General features: G+C 70.7%; 14 protein-coding genes. 3 read left to right on the top strand and 11 right to left on the bottom strand.

The window, feature by feature from the left end:
* Nucleotides 1–96: 96 nt before the first annotated feature.
* From ACFZA2_RS03180 to ACFZA2_RS03170, 3 genes are all read right to left on the bottom strand, one after another.
* Nucleotides 97–690, bottom strand: a complete 594-nt coding sequence (locus ACFZA2_RS03180) for a TetR/AcrR family transcriptional regulator (RefSeq protein WP_391400500.1) — start codon at nt 688–690, stop codon at nt 97–99.
* A gap of 291 nt (nt 691–981) precedes the next feature.
* Nucleotides 982–3,003, bottom strand: a complete 2,022-nt coding sequence (locus ACFZA2_RS03175) for a primary-amine oxidase (protein WP_391400497.1) — start codon at nt 3,001–3,003, stop codon at nt 982–984.
* Nucleotides 3,004–3,103: 100 nt separating this feature from the next.
* Complete coding sequence (locus ACFZA2_RS03170; protein ID WP_391400495.1) at nt 3,104–3,808, bottom strand: IclR family transcriptional regulator; 705 nt, start codon at nt 3,806–3,808, stop codon at nt 3,104–3,106.
* Between the two features lie 97 nt (nt 3,809–3,905).
* Here ACFZA2_RS03170 and ACFZA2_RS03165 point away from each other — a divergent pair, with 97 nt between their 5' ends.
* The gene (locus tag ACFZA2_RS03165) at nt 3,906–5,744 is read left to right on the top strand and encodes an FAD-dependent monooxygenase (protein WP_391400492.1); all 1,839 of its coding nucleotides are present in this window, start codon (nt 3,906–3,908) and stop codon (nt 5,742–5,744) included.
* A gap of 255 nt (nt 5,745–5,999) precedes the next feature.
* Nucleotides 6,000–7,472, top strand: a complete 1,473-nt coding sequence (locus tag ACFZA2_RS03160) for an NAD-dependent succinate-semialdehyde dehydrogenase (protein WP_391400489.1) — start codon at nt 6,000–6,002, stop codon at nt 7,470–7,472.
* A 294-nt stretch (nt 7,473–7,766) separates the two neighbouring features.
* Here the strand turns inward: ACFZA2_RS03160 and ACFZA2_RS03155 are convergent, their stop codons facing one another.
* On the bottom strand, nt 7,767–9,206 hold the full coding sequence (locus tag ACFZA2_RS03155; RefSeq protein WP_391400486.1) for a helix-turn-helix domain-containing protein: 1,440 nt from the start codon (nt 9,204–9,206) through the stop codon (nt 7,767–7,769).
* A 116-nt stretch (nt 9,207–9,322) separates the two neighbouring features.
* Between ACFZA2_RS03155 and ACFZA2_RS03150 the strand changes: the two genes are divergently transcribed.
* The gene (locus ACFZA2_RS03150) at nt 9,323–11,212 is read left to right on the top strand and encodes a phosphoenolpyruvate carboxykinase (GTP) (protein ID WP_391400483.1); all 1,890 of its coding nucleotides are present in this window, start codon (nt 9,323–9,325) and stop codon (nt 11,210–11,212) included.
* 139 nt (nt 11,213–11,351) lie between these two features.
* Here the strand turns inward: ACFZA2_RS03150 and ACFZA2_RS03145 are convergent, their stop codons facing one another.
* The 7 genes from ACFZA2_RS03145 to ribD all read right to left on the bottom strand — a co-directional run bounded on the left by ACFZA2_RS03145 (nt 11,352) and on the right by ribD (nt 19,168).
* Complete coding sequence (locus ACFZA2_RS03145; RefSeq protein ID WP_391400480.1) at nt 11,352–13,226, bottom strand: ABC transporter ATP-binding protein; 1,875 nt, start codon at nt 13,224–13,226, stop codon at nt 11,352–11,354.
* Between the two features lie 308 nt (nt 13,227–13,534).
* Nucleotides 13,535–14,986, bottom strand: a complete 1,452-nt coding sequence (locus tag ACFZA2_RS03140) for an MFS transporter (protein WP_391400477.1) — start codon at nt 14,984–14,986, stop codon at nt 13,535–13,537.
* 204 nt (nt 14,987–15,190) lie between these two features.
* On the bottom strand, nt 15,191–15,544 hold the full coding sequence (locus ACFZA2_RS03135; RefSeq protein ID WP_391400474.1) for a Fe-S protein: 354 nt from the start codon (nt 15,542–15,544) through the stop codon (nt 15,191–15,193).
* A gap of 156 nt (nt 15,545–15,700) precedes the next feature.
* Nucleotides 15,701–16,174 (bottom strand): 6,7-dimethyl-8-ribityllumazine synthase, encoded by a 474-nt coding sequence (gene ribH / locus ACFZA2_RS03130; protein WP_391400472.1) that lies wholly within the window; start codon nt 16,172–16,174, stop codon nt 15,701–15,703.
* A complete protein-coding gene (ribA, locus tag ACFZA2_RS03125) occupies nt 16,174–17,442 on the bottom strand; it encodes a GTP cyclohydrolase II (RefSeq protein ID WP_391400468.1) in 1,269 nt (422 codons plus the stop codon). Before ribA ends, ribH begins: the two co-directional genes overlap by 1 nt.
* The gene (locus tag ACFZA2_RS03120; protein WP_391400465.1) at nt 17,439–18,095 is read right to left on the bottom strand and encodes a riboflavin synthase; all 657 of its coding nucleotides are present in this window, start codon (nt 18,093–18,095) and stop codon (nt 17,439–17,441) included. The genes ribA and ACFZA2_RS03120 overlap by 4 nt, the downstream gene beginning before the upstream one ends.
* Nucleotides 18,095–19,168, bottom strand: a complete 1,074-nt coding sequence (gene ribD, locus ACFZA2_RS03115) for a bifunctional diaminohydroxyphosphoribosylaminopyrimidine deaminase/5-amino-6-(5-phosphoribosylamino)uracil reductase RibD (protein WP_391400462.1) — start codon at nt 19,166–19,168, stop codon at nt 18,095–18,097. The genes ACFZA2_RS03120 and ribD overlap by 1 nt, the downstream gene beginning before the upstream one ends.
* Nucleotides 19,169–19,297 lie beyond the last annotated feature (129 nt).

Below are 19,297 nucleotides of genomic sequence, written 5' to 3'. Positions count from 1 at the left end.
CTCGACGTTCAGCTCCCACGTCATTTTTATCCGACGCTTGTAGAGCCAAAGTTTCCCGAATATTACCTCTCTGTATCGACTCCCGCGAGCGCTTTCTCAGCGGAGCATGTCGACGAGCGCATCGACCGTGGCGCGCATGCGCTCCTCGCGCGCGGTCTCGGGCAGCAGGATGCCATTGGCCTGCATCCCGTTGACCGCATGCAGGATCGCATCGCTCACGGCCTGCACATCCAGGCCGTCTCGCACCTCGCCCTGGGCCTGCGCCTCGACGACCATCTCGGCGAACGCCTGCTGCCACTCGCGCATGAGATCGCGGAACATCGTCGCCAACGCGGGATCGGCGGCCGCGTACTCGAGAAAGGCGATGACGATGCGCGCCTCGAGAGCGCGCTCCTCGTCGATGGGCGCGGCCTCGAGCAGGAACGCCCGGAGCGCCGCGAGTCCCGTCGACCCGGACGCCGCGCGGTGTGCGGCGACCCGCGCGTTGGTCGCGGCGAACACGTGGGCGAAGGCCGCGGTGAGGATCGCGCTCTTGTCGGGGAAGTAGTGCGTGACGCTGCCGTTGGCCAGGCCCAGTTGGCGCGCGAGCTCGCGCATGGTCGTGGCCTCGATACCGCGCTCGGCGATCAGGCGCCAGGTCGCCAGCACGATGTCGTGTCGGCGGGCCTCGTGGTCGACCAGTCGGGGCACGCGCGTCCTCTTTCCTCATGTCCGGTTGCCGTGGAGCATCGGCTCGACCGGCTCACCCTATCCGGCGGGTCGGGGCCGGCCGGTCGGCGCCCCGTCGCCGGCGCCCGCGGTCGCAACCTCCGTGATCTGCGCAGCCTCAGCGGCATCCGGGATCTTCCGGCTGAGGTTGTGCAGATCACCGAGGTCATGCGCCGGCGCGCCCGCACGCGCGGCGGCGTGTTCGCCGTGATCCGCACATTCCGGTGGCATCCGGAGACCTCGGGTCGAGGTGCCGAGGGTGCGCGGCGCCCCTCAGTGCCCGCAGCTGCAGACCGCGCCGCCTCCGCAGCATCCATCGCCGCCGGCCGCGTGAGCCTGCGACGACTCGGGCAGATCCAGCGCGGGGTTGCGGTCGAGGAAGCCGTAGGGCTTGAGCCAGAATCCGGCGTAGTCGACGGGCATGATCGGCCAGTCCTCGGGTCGTGGCACGTGGGTGAGGCCGAACGTGTGCCAGAGCACGAGGTCGGCGCCGTCGATCGAGCGGTCGTCGGCGGTGTAGGCCGGAAGCCCCGCGCCGCCCGCGTGGGCGTTGGGGTAGCGACCGGCGGGCCAGCGCTCGTCGGGGTGGTACGCGGTTCCCCACAGGTGCTTGGTCGCGAAGGCCGCTCGCGCGGCGACCGTCGAGGCCGGATCCGCCATCAGCAGGGCCGTCGGCTCGGGGATGAGGTGGTACGCGGTGGGCTTGCCGACGTGGTTCGTGCGGGTGGTCGACTGCACCTCCCACACGCGGGCGACCGAGGTGTCAGCCTCGCGCTGCGCCTCCTGCTCGGTGCGCAGCGGCGTGTGCAACCAGGTGAAGGCGTTGCCGAACGGGTTGTCGTCGCCCATCGGGATCCGCACGGCATCGACCTCGAACAGGCGGTTCTCGTCGCCGTCGATCGCCATGTCGAGCCGTGCCGAAAAGAGGTGCTGGTGTACGGGCGCGAAGACTCCGGGTGCGATCTCGGGGGCGTGCCGATTGGTCGAGCCGGGCTCGCCGCCGCCCACGAACACGATTCCGGTGGCCTTCGCCTCGACCTGGATCGACCCGTCGAGGTAGAAGTACCAGAAGAAGCCGTAGTCGTAGTTGCCGATCGTGGCGAAGTACGACACCACCAGACGCCGCGAACGTCGCACGTGCGAGCCGACCGGGCCGGGCTCGGTGTGCTTCCACAGCACTCCGTAGTCCTCCTCGTGCATGCAGACGGCGTTGGGGATGCGCATCGCGTGCCCGTGGTCGTCGGCGACGTGGCCGTCGAAGTAGTGGATGACGCCGAGGCAGTCGCAGCCGAGCTCGAGGTGGTTGGCGTTCTTGCCGAGCAGGTACTCGCCGGCGTCGAAGTAGCTGATCCAGAAGCGCGTGTTACTCGTGTCGCCGTAGGGCACGACCATTTCGGGCACGCTCGCGCGCGAGAGCACGGGCCGGTCGTCGAAGCGGACGTCGTGCAGGACGAGTCCTTCGCGGGCGTTGAAGTCGACGCGCAGCGTCCAGTTCTCCCACTGCACGTGCGAGCCGTCGACGTGGAAGCTCGGCCCCTCGGGCTGGGTGATCTCGATCGGCTTGAGGGTCGTTCGCGCCGACCCGGTCGCGGCGCTGTCGTACCGGCCGCTGCCGGAGGGCACGGGCGAATCGCCCTCGTCCTCGATGCCGATCACCCGATTCGCGGTGAGATCGATGTGCACGATCAGACCCTCGACGGGGTGCGCCCACGCGATGTCGTCCTCGCTGTCGCGGAGGAAGGTGAGCGAGCGGATGACGCGGCGCCCGACCTCGTTGTCCCGCCCGACGAAGCCGGGGGCGAGAGGCGTGCAGAATGCCAGGTCGATGCGATCGGCGAGCCCGCGACGCTCCATCGCGGCCCGCCAGTCGGGGGAGGCCTTGACCAGTTCGGCGGCGCGCTCGTACTCCTCGAACAGGTACTGCGGCTGTCCGTAGGGCGCCGTGTCGGAGGGGTACCGGCGGCTGCTCACCACTTCGCCCCCGGTGATCGCGACGATCGCCTCGGTCACTTCTCCGGTCGCGGTGTCGAGCAGGGTGACGGCGGCGCGGCGGTCGAGGGCGGCTCCCGGATGCCACGCGGCCACGGCCTTCTTCTCGGGTTCGGCGGGCAGCAGCATGGGCACCCGCACGGTCTCGCCGAGCAGGCCCGCCGCGACCAGGATGTCGCGCGTGCGCTCGATCTCCTCCGCGCTCAGCGGGTCGAGGGGATGCGTCGCCGGCCGGGCGCTCGTCGCGGGCTCGAGGTCGGGGTTCTCCATCGCCTGATCGACGGCGGGGTGAGCGTGTTCGTGCATGTGTGTCTCCTCCACCGTCCACCCTCGTCGCCCGGGCTCGGGGCAGGTTGTCTGCGCGTGCACGGCCGATGTCAGCGCGTGCGGCCTGTGTGCGACCGACCTACAGCGCCCCCCGGATCGCGGATGCCGCGCCCCCGAGCCGCGCGGCGATCGCCGCCTCATCGAGGTCGGTCGCCACGTGCACCGCGGCGATCGCCGCGGGCTCGCGGCCCTGAACCTGCAGGGGGACCGCCACGGCGTGCAGCGACGGGATCACCTCGTCATGACTCGTCGCCCAGCCGCGCTCCGCGGCTTCCGCCACCTCCGACGCCAGCCGTGCGTCGACCTCGTCGGGCCAGCGGCGTGGCGGGAGCTGCGCGAGGATCGCGCGCCCGGGGGCACCTCGTGTGACCGGATGCCGCGACCCGGGCCGCTGCGCCACCGCCGTCACCGTGTGCCGGGGTTCGACGCTCGCGAGGGTCACGCACTCGTCGTGATCGAGCACCACGAGGAAGCACGTCATGCCGAGATCGTTGGCGGCCGCGGTGAGTTCGGGCAGCGCCTCGGCCTGCAGGTCGGCGGCGACCCCGGCGGCCAGCGCCGCCAGGCCCGTCCCCAGGCGCACGGCCCCCGCGGCATCCCGGCTCACCAGACCGTGGTCCTCGAGCGTCCGCAGCAATCGATACGCGACGGAGCGATGCAGGTCGACGCGCGCCGCGAGATCGTCGATCGAGAGCGGCGACCGTGCGTCGGCGAGCTCTTCGAGCAGGCGGATGCCGCGGCTCAGCGTCTGCGAGGCGGGAGCGGCGTCTTGCCGTGGCGGCATCGGTCGGATAGCCTCTCGTTCGATAGCGGAACGTTGCGTTCGAATATAGAACAGTGACGAGGGGGGCCGCAACCCGACATCGACGTCAGGAGAAACGATGCAGTTCCACCACCACGGCTACGTCTCGGGCGATCCGCGCGTGCAGAACGCCGCCGGCACCGGCGTCGACCGCCCCGCGGCGGTGCCCGACGAGGTCGACGTGCTCATCGTGGGCTCGGGCCCCGCGGGGATGCTGCTCGCGGCGCAGCTGTCGCAGTTCCCCCAGATCACCACGCGCCTCATCGAGAAACGCGATGGTCGTCTCGCGCTCGGTCAGGCCGACGGCATCCAACCCCGCAGCGTCGAGACCTTCCAGGCCTTCGGCTTCGCCGACCGCATCACCGCCGAGGCGTACAACATCGGCTGGATGAACTTCTGGGCGCCCGACCCCGAGAATCCCGACCGCATCGTGCGGACGACGCGCACCGAGGACTACGGCCTGAAGATCAGCGAGTTCCCTCACCTCATCGTCAACCAGGCGCGCGTGCTCGACTACTTCGCCGAGGCGGCCGCGCAGGGTCCCGCGCGGATCGTTCCCGACTACGGCGTGGAGTTCCGCGGTCTGACGGTCGTCGACGACGGCGTCGAGGTGCGCGTGGCGGATGCCGCGGGCGAGCGGACCATCCGCGCGCGGTACGTCGTGGGGTGCGACGGTGCCCGAAGCGGCGTGCGCCAGGCGATCGGCCGCACCCACGTCGGGGCCGCCGCCCGTCACGCGTGGGGAGTGATGGACGTGCTCGTCGAGACCGATTTCCCCGACTGGCGCATCAAGTGCGCCATCAACGCGGCGGCGGGGAACATCCTGCACATCCCGCGCGAGGGCGGCTATCTCAGCCGCATGTACATCGACCTCGGCGAGGTCGCGGCCGACGACGACCACCGCGTGCGTCAGACACCGATCGAAGAGGTCATCCGGCGGGCGAACGAGATCCTGCACCCCTACTCGATCGACGTGAAGCAGGTCGCGTGGCACAGCGTGTACGAGGTGGGGCACCGGGTGACCGACCGGTTCGTCGACGACCTCGACGCGCCGCGCGTCTTCCTCGCCGGCGATGCCTGTCACACCCACAGCGCCAAGGCGGGACAGGGCATGAACGTGTCGATGCAGGACGGGTTCAATCTCGGCTGGAAGCTCGGTCACGTGCTGACCGGCCTGGCTCCCGCCGACCTGCTGCGCACATATGACGATGAGCGGCGCCCGGTGGCCCAGCAGCTCATCGACTTCGATCGCGAGTGGTCATCGCTCATGGCGCGCAAGCCCGGCGAGATCACCGACCCCGCGGAGCTATCGACCTACTACCTGGCCACGGCCGAGTTCCCCTCGGGATTCATGACGCAGTACGCCCCCTCGGCGATCACCTCCGAGGCGCCCGCTCAGGACCTGGCATCCGGATTCCCGGTCGGCAAGCGCTTCAAGAGCGTCGAGGTCGTACGGGTGTGCGACGGCAACGCCGTGCACCTCGGCCATCACGCGAAGGCCGATGGCCGGTGGCGCGTGTACGCCTTCGCAGATGCCGACGGCTCGGCCCTGCGCGCCTGGGCCGACGCCGCGCAGGAGATCGTCGAGCGGTTCACGCCCACGGGGGCCGACCTCGACGCGGTGTTCGACGTGAAGGCGGTGCTCCCCGGCCGATGGGAGGACGTCGTCGACGTGCCCGCGCTCTTCCGCCCGCGCTCGGGGCCGCTGGGCCTGACCGATCTCGAGAAGGTCTTCGCCGCCGCGCCGTCGGCCTGGACGACCGCCGACATCTTCGCAGAGCGCGGCATCGGTGCGGAGGGGGCGGTGGTGCTCGTGCGCCCCGACCAGTACGTGGCGCACGTGCTGCCGCTGACCGACCCGGCCGGCCTCGAGCGCTTCCTCGCCGGGGCGATGGCGCAGTCGGCGACGGCGGGTTGACCCTGTGAACGCTCCGCCGAGGGCGAGACGCGGTGACATGGCGTTCCTCCTGGTGCGGGGCGTTCACGCGCGCAGCGTGCGTGGGGCGACCCGGGAGGAGACGCTCGGGCCACGTGTCGCGGTATTCACCGGTCCGCTCCCTCCGCATGTCCACTGAGGCCACCGCATCATCCGGTTTGTACACGACGTATATCGGCACCGCTTCGCGGGCTGACGAGAATGGGCGGGACACCCCGCCCCGATCCAGGAGGATTCATGACCGATTCGCGCGAGAGCGAACTGCTGGCATCCGTACCCACCGGCCTCTTGATCAACGGGGAGTGGCGCACAGCCGAGGCCGGCAAGACCGTGGCGGTGAACGATCCCGCCACCGGTGACGTCCTGCTCGAGATCGCCGACGCGTCCATCGACGACGGCGTCGCGGCGATGGATGCCGCGGCCGAGGCGTTCCCGTCGTGGGCGGCCACTCCGTCGCGTGAGCGTGCCGAGATCCTCCGCCGGGCGTTCGACCTGCTGCAGGAGCGCAAGGAGGACATCGCGCTACTGATGACGCTCGAGATGGGCAAGCCGCTCGCCGAGGCGCGCGGCGAGGTCGGCTACGGCGGGGAGTTCCTCCGCTGGTTCAGCGAGGTCACCGCCCACACCCAGGGCCGTTACGGCGCGAACCCCGAGGGCACGGGTCGCATGATCGTCTCGCAGCACCCCGTGGGTCCCTGCTACCTCATCACCCCCTGGAACTTCCCCCTCGCGATGGCCACCCGCAAGATCGCCCCCGCGCTCGCCGCCGGCTGCACGGTCGTCATCAAGCCGGCCACCCTCACGCCGCTGACGACGCTCTTCTTCGCGCAGATCCTGCAGGATGCCGGGCTCCCCGCCGGCGTCGTGAACGTCGTCACCACCACGAACACCGGCCCCGTGTCGGAGCGCATCATCTCCGACCCCCGCCTGCGCAAGCTCTCGTTCACCGGCTCGACCCCTGTCGGCGTGAAGCTGCTGCAGCAGGCGGCCCCCGGCGTGCTGCGCACCTCGATGGAGCTCGGCGGCAACGCCCCCTTCGTCGTGTTCGACGACGCCGACCTCGACAAGGCGGTCGAGGGGGCGATGCTCGCGAAGTTCCGCAACATCGGCCAGGCCTGCACCGCGGCCAACCGCTTCATCGTGCAGCGCAGCGTCGTCGAGGAGTTCACCCGACGCGTCACCGAGCGCGTGCAGGGCATGAAGATCGGCCGCGGCACCGAGGACGGCGTGCAGATCGGACCCCTGATCGACGACCGCGCCGTCGACAAGGCGAAGACCCTGGTGGGGGATGCCGTCGAGCGCGGCGCGACCGTCACCGTCGGCGGTTCGCCCATCGACGGCCCCGGCACGTTCTTCGAGCCGACCGTCGTGTCCGACGTGAAGCCGGGCAGCGACATCCTCCGAGAAGAGATCTTCGGGCCGGTGCTCGCGATCATCCCCTTCGACGACGAGGACGACGCCGTGCGCCTCGCCAACGACACCGAGTACGGTCTCGTCTCGTACGTCTTCACCGAATCGCTCGCGCGCGGTCAGCGCATGATCGACAAGCTCGAGACCGGGATGATGGGCCTCAACGTCGGGGTCGTCTCCAACGCCGCCGCTCCCTTCGGCGGCTGGAAGCAGTCGGGCCTCGGCCGCGAGGGCGGCGACGAGGGCATCCACGAGTACCTGCAGACGAAGTACACGCTGACGGCGAACCCCTACGCCTAACACGTTTCGATGCCACGACCCCGGTGCCCCGCGAGGGCCCGGGGTCGTGGCATGCGCGCGGTCGTCCGTGCACAGCTCCTGCGGATCCGTCGGTTCGACCTCAGTCCGCCCCGGTACCGCCGCTCCTGCAGGAGGTGTGCTGCGGGTTCGCCGCGTCTCCGGCTTCGCGAGGTCCCGGCATCCGGGGTCTCCTCGGCCGTCGTCGGTGCACAACTCCCGCAATGCCGTCCGTTCGCACCGTCTCCGGCCGCGATCCGGCGGATCCTGCAGGACTCGTGCCCGCTCCGCGGGCGATCAGCCGTCCGCGTGACGGTCGAGGAACGCGAACACCTCGGCGTCGTCGACGCCGGGGAACATGCCCCGCGGCAGCGGTGAGAACATGTGGCGGTGCACGCGCGCGCTCGGCCAGGCCTTGCCCTGCCAGCGCTCCGCGGCCTCGGCGTCGGGGCGTCGGCAGCACGACTCGTCGGGGCAGTGCGAGACGCCGCGCTTGGCGGTGTCGCGACCGCGGAACCACCGCGCGTCGTCGAAGGGCACGCCGACGGTGATCGAGAAGTCCCCGTCGCTGGTGCTCCCCGTCTGCGTCGAGCACCAGAAGGTCCCGGCGGGGGTATCGGTGTACTGGTAATGCTCCGTCGTGCGGTTGTGCTCGGCGAATGCGGAGCGCGCCGAGAACTTCTTGCACACGACCTGGCCCTCGACGCTGCCCGTGACGTCGGCGGGCAGCGGCAGTCCGTCGTTCTCGTACACGCGCGAGATCGCCCCGTCGCCGTCGACGCGCAGGAAGTGCAGATGGATGCCGAGGTGCGTGGTCATCAGATTGGTCATGCGCATCGCGGCGGCTTCGTGGGTGACGCCGAACGCGTCGCGGAAGTCCTCGACCGCGAGGTTGCGGTCCTTCTTCGCCTGCGCGAGGAACGCCACCGCGCTGGTCTCGGGCATGAGGCAGCAGGCGGCGTAGTAGTTGATCTCGAGCCGCTGCTGGAGGAAGTCGGCGTAGTCGGTGGGAGGACGGTGTCCGAGGAGCCGGTGCGCCATCGCCTGCAGCGCCATGGAACGGAGGCCGTGGCCGCCCGGAATCGACGCGGGGGGCAGGTAGATGCGGCCGTGCTCGAGGTCGGTGACCGATCGAGCCGAGTGCGGGAGGTCGGCGACGTAGATGAGCTCGAAGCCCAGTTGCTCGGCCATGATGCTCACCGTGCGGTGGGTGAGAGCGCCGGTCGAGTGGCCCGCCGCCTTGAGCTGCTTCTCGGCGAGGCGCTCGATCTCGGGCAGGTGATTGGCGGTCTCGCGCATCCGCAGGCGCAGCTCGGTGTTGGCTCGACGGGCTTCCTCGGGGCTCGCGATCGTCGCGCGCTCGCGCCGCAGCAGTTCGCGGTGCAGGCCGAGGACCGCCTCGATGGTCTCGTCGCTGGTGCCCTTGGAGACCTTGACGGGCGGGATGCCGAGCTGGCGGAAGAACGGACTGGTCTGCGCCCGTTCGAGCTCGATCTCCAGGGCCGCGCGACGGTTCGGAGGTTCGCGGGAGAGGAGCTCGGTCACCTCGGTCTCGGTCGCGCGCGCGATCTCCTGCAGCAGCGAGAGCTTCGGCTCGCGCTTGCCGTTCTCGATGAGGCTCAGCTGGCTGCCGGCCACGCCCACCAGTGCGCCGAGCTCGTCGAGGGTGTACCCGCGCGCGAGTCGATGATGGCGGATGCGGTGACCGAGCGTGGTGAGTTCGAAGGACGAGGCCATTCCTTGACCATATCGAAAGAAGTGAGTTTCTTACACGCAATCTTCCTCGAAAGACCAGCGACCAGGTCGTCAAGATGGGGATAACACCGAATTCGCTCTCAACCGAGGAGAACGACATGGCTCTCGCCGACATCTTCGCTTCCCGCTCCACCGGCCGCGCCGCCGCGGTCGCCGCCGCCCCCGCCCGCCCCGGATACGGCGTGAAGCCGGCCGTCGACGGTCCCGGCCTCGCCGCCCTCACCGCGTGGGTCGACCAGGTCGCGGCCCTCACGAAGCCCGACCGCATCCACTGGGTCGACGGCTCCGCCGCCGAGAACGACGCGCTGCTGCGCGAGATGGTCGACGAGGGCAAGCTCATCAAGCTGAACCCCGAGTGGCGCCCCGGCTCCTACCTCGCCCGCTCGCACCCCGGCGACGTCGCGCGCCTCGAGTCGCGCACCTACATCGCCTCCGAGAGCGAAGAGGACGCCGGCCCCACCAACAACTGGATCGCGCCGGCCGAGATCCGCGAGACGCTGAATGGCGTCTTCGAGGGCTCGATGCGCGGTCGCACGATGTACGTGGTGCCGTTCTCGATGGGCGCCGTCGGCGGCCCCCTCAGCCACATCGGCGTGCAGATCACCGACAGCGCTTACGCCGTGGCATCCATCGGCGTCATGACCCGCGTCGGCACGGCCGTCACGGAGCAGATCGCCCAGGGCGCGCCGTGGGTCAAGACCGTGCACTCGGTCGGTGCCCCTCTGGCCCCGGGCCAGGCCGATGTGGCGTGGCCCTGCAACGACGAGAAGTACATCGTGCACTTCCCCGACACCCTCGAGGTCTGGTCGTTCGGATCGGGATACGGCGGCAACGCGATCCTCGCCAAGAAGTGCTTCGCCCTGCGCATCGCGTCGGTCATCGGTCGCGACGAGGGCTGGCTCGCCGAGCACATGCTGCTCATCCGCGTGATCGATCCGACGGGCAAGGCGTACCACGTCGCGGCCGCATTCCCCTCGGCCTGCGGCAAGACCAACCTGGCGATGCTGCGCCCGACCATCCCGGGGTGGCGCGTCGAAACGCTCGGCGACGACATCACATGGATCCGCCCCGGTGAGGACGGACGCCTCTGGGCGATCAACCCCGAGGCCGGTTTCTTCGGTGTCGCACCCGGCACCGGCGAGTCCACCAACGTCACCGCGATCGAGACGCTGTGGGGCAACACGATCTTCACGAACGTCGCCCTGCGTCCCGACGGCGACGTCTGGTGGGAGGGGCTGACCGACGAGGCGCCCCCGCACCTCATCGACTGGGAGGGCAACCCCTGGACGCCCGCGTCGGGCCGCCCCGCCGCCCACCCCAACTCGCGCTTCACCGTCGGCGCGGCGCAGTGCCCGCAGATCGCGGAGGACTGGGAGACCCCCGAGGGCGTGCCGCTCGACGTCATCCTGTTCGGTGGTCGTCGCGCGACGAATGTCCCGCTCGTGCTCGAGGCCACCGATTGGTCGCACGGCGTCTTCCTGGGCTCGACCGTCTCGAGCGAGAAGACGGCCGCGCAGGAGGGCACCGTCGGGGAGCTCCGCCGCGACCCGTTCGCCATGCTCCCGTTCTGCGGCTACAACATGGGCGACTACTTCGGCCACTGGCTCAAAGTCGGCGAGAAGCTGCGCTTCGACCGCGCACCGCGCATCTTCCAGGTCAACTGGTTCCGCAAGGGCGACGACGGCCGCTTCCTCTGGCCCGGCTTCGGCGACAATGCCCGCGTGATCGACTGGATCATCCGTCGCGTCGACGGACAGGTGGATGCCGTGGACAGCCCGATCGGACGCCTGCCCCGCACCGAAGACCTCGACTTGTCGGGCCTGGACCTGCCCGCCGCCGACCTCGCCGAACTGTTCGCGATCGACCGCGACTCGTGGCTGGCGGAAGCCGAGCTGACCGAGGAGTTCTACGACACCTTCGGCGCGCACCTGCCGGCCGCGCTGCGTGCCGAGCTCGCGTCGCTGCGCTACCGCCTGCAGCGCTCCTGAGACCGGCTCGCCCGCCGCGCCGCACGGTCCTGACCCGTGCCGCGCCGCGGGGCGAGCCCTGGAATCGACGCCCCTCCCGTTCTTGGCGCGCGGGAGGGGCGTCGGTGCGTTCGAGGGAGCCGCGGCCCCACGCCGCTGCTCACACGAGCAGCTGGTGCTTCGCCAGGTCGCGGTACAGGGGAGTGGATGCCACCAGCTCGCTGTGCGTGCCCTGGCCGACGACGCGGCCGTTCTCGAGCACCACGATGAGGTCGCTGTCCACGACCGTCGACAGGCGGTGCGCGATGACGAGCAGCGTGCGCCCGGTGGCCACGGCGTCGATCGCCTCGCGCATACGCTGTTCGTTCACGCCGTCGAGTGACGACGTCGACTCGTCCAGCAGCAGGACCGGGGGAGCGGCGAGCAGCGCACGGGCGATCGCGAGGCGCTGACGTTCTCCGCCCGACAGCATCACGCCGTCTTCGCCGACGGGGGCGTCGACGCCGAGCGGGTTGCGCTCGAGCACCTCGCCGAGGTTCACGGCGTGCAGCACGCGCTCGCAGTCGGCGTCGGTCGCGTCGGGAGAGGCCAGACGCAGGTTGTCGGCGATCGTTCCGGCCAGGGTCGGGGCGTCCTGCTCGACGTAGCCGAAGCGGCCGCGCAGGTCGTCGCGCGGAAGGTCGCGGGCGTCGATGCCGTCGACGAGGATCGCCCCGTCCGTGGGGTCGTAGAAGCGCTCGACGAGCGAGAGGATCGTGCTCTTGCCCGCCCCCGACGGCCCGACCAGAGCGACGCGCGCGCCGCGCGGCACGGTGAACGACACTCCGCGCAGCACGTCGCGGTCGGTCTCGGGGGCCGGCGCATCGCTCGGGGCGGCGTCCAGGTGCACCTCGGCGAGCACCGATCGGGCCTCCTTCGCCGCCGCCTCCCGCGCCCGGACGACGTGGTCGGGATAGCGGAACCGCACGTCGCGGAACGCGATCGCCGCGGCATCCGGAACCGTCGCCGCCGACGTCGGTCGATCGCCGTCGTCTTCGAGCGGAAGGTCGAGCACCTCCTGGATACGCCCCAGCGCGCCGAGGGCCTGGTTCACCGACGTGATGGCTCCGATCGCCGAGGCGAGCGGCTGCACGAGCAGGAACAGGAAGATCACGAACGTCACCAGCGAGGCGACGTCGATGGCCCCGGATGCCACGCGGTACCCGCCGACACCGAGCACGACGAGCAACGACACCTGCAGGGCGACGAAGGCGATCGGCACGATCAGCGCCGACACGCGGGCGATGCGCACTCCCGCGTCGTAGGCGGCGGTCGCGCTCTCCGTCACGGCGGTGGTCTCACGCTCGGTCGCGCCGGATGCGCGGATGGTGCGGATCGACCCGACCGCGCGCTCGACACCGGACGACAGCTCGCCGACCTTCTCCTGCTGGATCGCGGATGCCGCGCGGATGCGCGTGCTGAGGAGCACCACGATGCCGAGCGACGCCCCGACGACCACGACGATGAGCACCAGCAGCAGGGGGTCGATGAACGCCATCGCGATGACGGCGCCGAGCAGGATCAGCGCGTTGCCCACGGCATCCGCGAAGCCCTGCGTCAGCACGGCGTACAGGAGCGTGGTGTCGGTGCCCACGCGCGAGACGAGGTCGCCCGTGCGACGCGCGTCGAACTCGCTGATGGGCAGGCGCAGGATGCGCGCGATCAGCCGGCGCCGCGAGGAGTACACCACCGCGGTACCGGTGCGCTGGAGCAGATAGTGCTGGAAGCCCGAGATCACCGACGACAGCACGACGAACGCGACCAGCAGCCAGACGAGGGCGCCGAGCGGGATGCTGTTCTGCACGCGCGTGATGACCTGACCGACCAGCAGCGGCTGGGCGAGCGTCGCCCCCGCCCCGAGGACGCTGAGGACCGCGACCACGGCGAGCGTGCGCTTGTGCTCGAGCAGGAATGGCAGCAGCTGACGGAACGACGCGCGCGGACCTTCGGGGGTGCGGCGGCCGCGCCGACCGCGCGCGAGAGCGGGTGAAGACATGCTCATCCTCGGGAAAGGGATCGGGATACTTCGACCGTACCTTCCGCGGCTGTGCGCTTCGCCCCCGCGAGGCGTGATGGGGGAGAACTCGGTGGGGGCCCCGGGTGGGGAGGAGTGCTGCGCCCGTCCGCGTCGACGAGGCGGAGAACTCATCGCGGCGGAACAGTCCTTCGGCGCACACCTCCGGCGAAGGCGACCCCTCCGGCCCGTCGCGACCCATCGGTGCCGGATGAGCAGGAGTCCCGCGCCGGGAACGACGGATGCCACGAGGCCGAGGCCCCGTGGCATCCGTCGTCGAGAACTCCGCGTTACGGTGCGGTCGCTCCGGCGGCGATGTTGTCGTCGTAGTCGACGTCCTTCGTCTCGGGCGAGAGCACGAGGGCGACGAGGGTCAGCACACCCATCGCCGACAGGTAGACGCCCACCAGCCAGGGGTTGCCGTCACCGGCGGCCCACAGCGCGACGGCGACGATGGGTGCGAGCGCCGCGCCCAGGATCGACGAGACGTTGTACGAGATGGCCGAACCCGTGTAGCGCGTGTTCGTGGGGAACAGCTCGGGCAGCACGGCACCCATGGGGCCGAACGTCGAGCCCATGAGCAGGAACCCGATGATGAGGAACGCCTGCACGTACACGTGGGTCAGCGTCGCGTCGGCCTGCGGGAGCAGGAAGAACGCGAAGGTCAGACCGAACACGATGATCGCCGCGGTCACCACGATGAGCAGGCGCTTGCGACCGAAGCGGTCGGCGAGCGGCCCGGACAGCATCGTGAAGACGCCGAAGAACACCACGCCGATGATCTGCATGATGACGAAGTCGGTGTAGCCGAAGCCCAGGCCCGGAACGTAGGCGGCGGCGTCGAAGGCGGTTCCGGCCTTCTCCGCGGCGGCCGCCGCGCCCTCGGCGGTCGGCTTGGTGCCGTATGACAGCGTGAAGCTGGTCATGAGGTAGAAGAGCACGTAGGTCGCCAGCATGATGAACGTGCCGAGGATCAACTGCTTCCAGTTGCGGCGGATGACCTCGCCGAGCGGGAATTTGCGGATCACGCCGCTCTTCTCCGCCTTCGAGAACGACTCGCTCTCGACGAGCTTGAGGCGCACCCACAGGCCCACGATGACCATGACGGCCGAGAAGAGGAACGGCACGCGCCAGCCCCACGCGAGGAACTCCGCGGAGCGCTGCGCCGTGCCGTCGGGGTGCGGCAGGGCGAAGTTGATGATGAGGAAGATGCCGTTGGCGATGATGAAGCCGATGGGGGCGCCCAACTGCGGGAACGTGCCGAACAGGGCGCGCTTGCCCTTCGGGGCGTTCTCGGTCGCCACGAGCGCCGCGCCCGACCACTCGCCGCCGAGGGCGAAGCCCTGCGCGAGACGCATGATCAGCAGCAGGATCGCCGCCCACACACCGATCTCGTTGAAGGTCGGCAGCAGACCGATGAGGAAGGTCGCGACGCCCATCGTCAGCAGGGATGCCACGAGGGTCGCCTTGCGGCCGAAGCGGTCGCCGAAGTGGCCGAAGACGACGGCACCGAGGGGACGCGCGACCATGGCGGCGCCGAAGACGCTGAACGACAGCAGCAGCGAGGTGGTCTCGTTGCCGGTCGGGAAGAAGAGGATCGGGAAGACGAGCACGGCCGCGGTCGCGTACGCGTAGAAGTCGTAGAACTCGATCGTGGTGCCGATGAGGCTCGCGGTGATGACGCGCGAACGCGGATTGGCCGGGGCCGAGGCCGAACGGGTGGAGGGGGATGACGTGGTCATGACTGCCTGACGGGAAGATTCTTCGTTCGCGTCCGGGGTGGGGCGCAGCGGTGGCACGCAGCGGTCACGGGGGTGGTGGTGAGAGAGCGCGCGGGCGGGGGCACCGGCGACGTCCCCTAGTGAGGGGCGTCTAGACCCTCCAGTCTATGCGCGCGCTGAACGTGCCCCGTCCCTCAGGCAGGTCGCGCGAGACCGCGGCAGTCGTCAGCGCCAGATGACCGCGAGGCCCGCGTTGAGCAGAGCCAGGATGCCGATGGGCCAGAAGATCGCGGGGGAGAGCGAGCCCGTGCGCTTCTGACGTGCGGACCCGATGCCCAGCAGCGCGCCGATCACGAGCAGGACGACGAGCTTGATGCCGATCTTGGCGTAATTGAGGTCGTGGTCCAGGCCCCACGGCGCCGACAGGGCGAGGCCCGTGACGAGGGAGATCACGAGCGCGTAGTTCATCAGCGGCGTCACGCGCACGCGGCGGGAGACCGCCTCGACGACCCAGGCCCCGAAGAGGATCGCGAAGCCGACGAGGTGGACGAGGACGACGACGTTCCGCAGGATCTCCATACCCGTCAGGGTAGGGACGGCGCGGGTGCGCCGCCAGCAAGGCGGTCCTCCCCCCGCGCGCGGTCCTGACCGAGCCCTGCGCGTGGCCCGTGAGCCTCGCGAACGAGAACGGGCCCGGCGACCGCAGTTGGTCGCCGGGCCCGTGATCCGACCGTCTCAGCCGCGCAGCTCCCGCAGCACGAGGGCGGTGCGGATCGCCGCATCCGCGGCCTCCTCGCCCTTGTCCTCCTTGGAGCCCTCGAGCCCCGCGCGATCCAGCCCCTGCTGCTCGTCGTCGAGGGTGAGCACGCCGAAACCGACGGGCTTGCCCGTGTCGAGCGCGACGCGCGTCAGCCCGTCGGTCGCGGCCGACGAGACGAAATCGAAGTGCGGGGTCCCGCCGCGGATGATCACGCCCAGCGCGACCACGGCATCCGCCCCGGCGTCGAGGGCCGCCTTGGCGGCCACGGGCAGCTCGAACGACCCCGGCACGCGCACGACGCGGTAGGTCGCGCCGGTGGCATCCAGCACGCGCTCCGCTCCGGCGATGAGGCCGTTCGTGATGATCTCGTGCCAGGCGCCGGCGATGACGACGACGTTCAGTCCCGACGCGTCGACGCCGCCGGTCTCGGGTGCTCCACTGCCGGCCATCAGGCGCTCTCTTCCTTCATGTGCGCGAGGGCGTCGCGCAGGTCGTCCTCGGCGATGATGTGACCCATCCGGTCGCGCTTCGTCTCGAGGTACTGGTGGTTGTTGGGGCCGACGCCCACGAGCAGGGGGACCTGCTCGACGACGTCGAGGCCGAAGCCGCGCAGCTGTGCGACCTTGTCGGTGTTGTTCGTCAGCAGGCGCACCTTCTCGACGCCGAGGTCGGTCAGGATGCCGGCGGCGGCGGCGTAGTCGCGCGCGTCGGCGGGGAGGCCCAGGGCGAGGTTGGCATCCACCGTATCCATGCCGCGCTCCTGCAGGTTGTACGCGCGCAGCTTGTTGATGAGGCCGATGCCGCGACCCTCGTGACCGCGCATGTAGATGACGATGCCGCCGTCGCGATCGATCGTGTCGAGTGCCGCCTCGAGTTGCGGTCCGCACTCGCACTTCAGCGAGCCGAACGCCTCGCCGGTCAGGCACTCCGAGTGCACGCGCACGAGGGGCGCCTCTTCCGTCAGGTCGCCCGAGACGACAGCCAGGTGGTCGGTGCCGGTGACGCGGTCCTTGTACGCGAGGAAGCGGAACGTGCCGTGCGAGGTGGGCACATTGGATTCGGCGCGCAGGCTCACGCGACGCCTCGGCGCCGCCGTGGCGGGCAGCGGGTCGGTCTCGTTCAGGTGGGCGATGAGCTGCTCGATCGTGATGACCGGGATGCCGTCGCGCTCGCCGAGCTCGAACAGTCCGGGCAGGCGCATCATGCTGCCGTCCTCGGCGACGACCTCGGCGATCGCACCGACGGGCTCGAGCCCCGCGAGGCGCATGAGATCGACGGCGGCCTCCGTGTGCCCCGCGCGCTCGCGCACGCCGCCGTCCACCGCGCGCAGGGGGAGCACGTGTCCGGGCCGGATCAGGCTCGACGGCTGCGAGTCGGGTGCGGCCAGCACGTTCAGGGTGCGCGCGCGGTCGGCGGCGCTGATGCCGGTGGTGACCCCGGATGCCGCGTCGACGCTGACCGTGTAGGCGGTGCCGCGGGCGTCCTGGTTGACCTCGACCATCGGGGGCAGGTCGAGGCGGTCGGCCCACTCGGCGGGCATGGGCGCGCAGACGTAGCCGCTCGACCAGCGGACGGTCCAGGCGAGCCACTCGGGGGTCGCGAGCTGGGCCGAGATGATGACGTCGCCCTCGTTCTCGCGGTTCTCGTCGTCGGCGACCAGGATCGGTCGGCCCTGACGGAGAGCCTCCAGGGCCTCGGGGATGGTGGACAGGCTCATTCGGAGCCCCTCTCGGTCTGTGCGGCGGTCGCCGCGGGGTTCTCTGTCGTGCGGAAGGCGAGCATGCGCTGCACATGACGGGCCAGGATGTCGGTCTCGAGGTTGACGGGCGTTCCGGCCCCGGCGCGTCCGAGGGTCGTGGCCTCGAGGGTCTCGGGGATGAGCGAGACCTCCAGCCACGGCTCGGGCTCGGAGGCCGCGCTCACGGCGCTGACGGTCAGCGAGACGCCGTCGATCGCGATCGAGCCCTTGTCGACGACGAGCGGGGCGAGGGGGGCCGGGATGCCGATGCGTACGACGCTCCACTGCGCGCCGGGTCGCACCTCTCGCACGACGCCCGTGCCGTCGATGTGGCCCTGCACGATGTGCCCGCCCAGGCGACCGTGGGCGGCGGTGGCCCGCTCGAGGTTCACGGCGCGACCGGGGGCCACATCGGCGAGGGTCGACATGTCGAGGGTCTGCTTCATCACATCGGCGGTGAACCAGTCGTCGCCCTGGTCGACGACGGTGAGGCACACGCCGCTGACCGAGATCGAGTCGCCGTGACCGGCGTCCGACACCGACAGGGGGGCGCGCAGGGTCAGACGCACGCCGTCGCCCGACGGCTCGACGGCGGTGACGGCGCCGATCTCTTCGACGATTCCGGTGAACATCAGGCGTCTCCTTCGTTCTCGCCCGCGGCCGCGGGCACAGTCTCGGGGCTTCGGGGTCCGGCCTCGGCCGGGCGGGCGACGATGAGCAGATCGTCGCCGACGGGGGTGACGGATGCCACCATCAGCCGTTTGGCCGCGCCGATGCTCGGCACTCCCACATCGCCCAGCGCCAGGCGCGAGCCGCCGAGCAGCACGGGGGCGACGTAGACGAGCAGCTCATCGGCGAGACCCTCGCGCACGAACGCGCTCGCGAGGGTCGGTCCGCCCTCGACGAAGACGCGCTGCACGCCCCGCTCGGCGAGATCGGCGAGCACCGCGTGCAGATCGTGCGTCGTGTAGAACAAGGGGTCTCGCGGATGGCGGCGCACGGCGGCATCCGGATCCGTCTCGCTCTCACCGATGATGACCGGCATCGGCTGATCCGCGAGGAGCGAACCGTCGTCGTCCCGGGCGGTCAGGGCGGGGTCGTCGGTGCGCACGGTGCCGGTTCCGGCGACGATCGCGTCGGCCGCCGCGCGGCGGGCGTGCACGTCGCGGCGGGCGGCGGGCCCGGTGATCCACTGGCTCGTACCGTCGTCGGCCGCGGCGCGGCCGTCGAGGCTCTGCGCCCACTTGACCGTGACGCGCGGGCGGCCGGTGCGCTGCAGGTGGGTCCAGTCGCGCACGAGCGCCTCGGCGGCATCCGCCTCGGGTCCCGACTCGACGTCCACGCCGGCCGTACGCAGCCGGTCGGCTCCTCCGGACGCGGCATCGGTCGGGTCGTCGAGCGCGTACACCACGCGAGAGACGCCCGCCTCGATGAGAGCGAGGGCGCACGGCCCCGTGCGACCCGTGTGATTGCACGGTTCGAGGGTCACGACGGCGGTGGCGCCGCGGGCGGCGCCGGGCGCGAGCTGGGAGAGGGCGTCGACTTCGGCGTGCGCCGTGCCGGCGCCGCGATGGAAGCCTTCCGCGAGGATCTCGCCGGCGGGGGAGAGGATGACGGCACCCACCTGCGGGTTGAGCCCGCGCGGGCCGCGCCGGGCGAGCTGAAGCGCTCGCCGCATGGCGTCGATCTCGACGGCGGATGCCATTTCCCTGTCCTTCCCGCGCCGTCGGGGCAGGGCCAGCGGGAAGGCGCGACGCGCCGTCCGTGCTGCCTCCTATCCGGACTAGCGAGGGGAGACCCCCGCATCACCGTCGGTCCCGGAATTCCACCGGAT

It is taken from the genome of Microbacterium sp. NPDC007973 (assembly GCF_042958465.1).
In the GTDB taxonomy this organism is placed as follows: domain Bacteria; phylum Actinomycetota; class Actinomycetes; order Actinomycetales; family Microbacteriaceae; genus Microbacterium; species Microbacterium galbum.
This window is presented reverse-complemented; position numbering and strand designations above follow the sequence as displayed.

What these genes read in the sequence shown, in the direction of transcription:
- ribH (WP_391400472.1), bottom strand. Translation starts at nt 16,174, where the DNA reads ATGGCCGGCAGTGGAGCACCCGAGACCGGCGGCGTCGACGCGTCGGGA.
- ACFZA2_RS03120 (WP_391400465.1), bottom strand. Translation starts at nt 18,095, where the DNA reads ATGTTCACCGGAATCGTCGAAGAGATCGGCGCCGTCACCGCCGTCGAG.
- ACFZA2_RS03155 (WP_391400486.1), bottom strand. Translation starts at nt 9,206, where the DNA reads ATGGCCTCGTCCTTCGAACTCACCACGCTCGGTCACCGCATCCGCCAT.
- ribD (WP_391400462.1), bottom strand. Translation starts at nt 19,168, where the DNA reads ATGGCATCCGCCGTCGAGATCGACGCCATGCGGCGAGCGCTTCAGCTC.
- ACFZA2_RS03165 (WP_391400492.1), top strand. Translation starts at nt 3,906, where the DNA reads ATGCAGTTCCACCACCACGGCTACGTCTCGGGCGATCCGCGCGTGCAG.
- ACFZA2_RS03150 (WP_391400483.1), top strand. Translation starts at nt 9,323, where the DNA reads ATGGCTCTCGCCGACATCTTCGCTTCCCGCTCCACCGGCCGCGCCGCC.
- ACFZA2_RS03175 (WP_391400497.1), bottom strand. Translation starts at nt 3,003, where the DNA reads ATGCACGAACACGCTCACCCCGCCGTCGATCAGGCGATGGAGAACCCC.
- ACFZA2_RS03135 (WP_391400474.1), bottom strand. Translation starts at nt 15,544, where the DNA reads ATGGAGATCCTGCGGAACGTCGTCGTCCTCGTCCACCTCGTCGGCTTC.
- ACFZA2_RS03170 (WP_391400495.1), bottom strand. Translation starts at nt 3,808, where the DNA reads ATGCCGCCACGGCAAGACGCCGCTCCCGCCTCGCAGACGCTGAGCCGC.
- ACFZA2_RS03140 (WP_391400477.1), bottom strand. Translation starts at nt 14,986, where the DNA reads ATGACCACGTCATCCCCCTCCACCCGTTCGGCCTCGGCCCCGGCCAAT.
- ACFZA2_RS03160 (WP_391400489.1), top strand. Translation starts at nt 6,000, where the DNA reads ATGACCGATTCGCGCGAGAGCGAACTGCTGGCATCCGTACCCACCGGC.
- ACFZA2_RS03145 (WP_391400480.1), bottom strand. Translation starts at nt 13,226, where the DNA reads ATGTCTTCACCCGCTCTCGCGCGCGGTCGGCGCGGCCGCCGCACCCCC.
- ribA (WP_391400468.1), bottom strand. Translation starts at nt 17,442, where the DNA reads ATGAGCCTGTCCACCATCCCCGAGGCCCTGGAGGCTCTCCGTCAGGGC.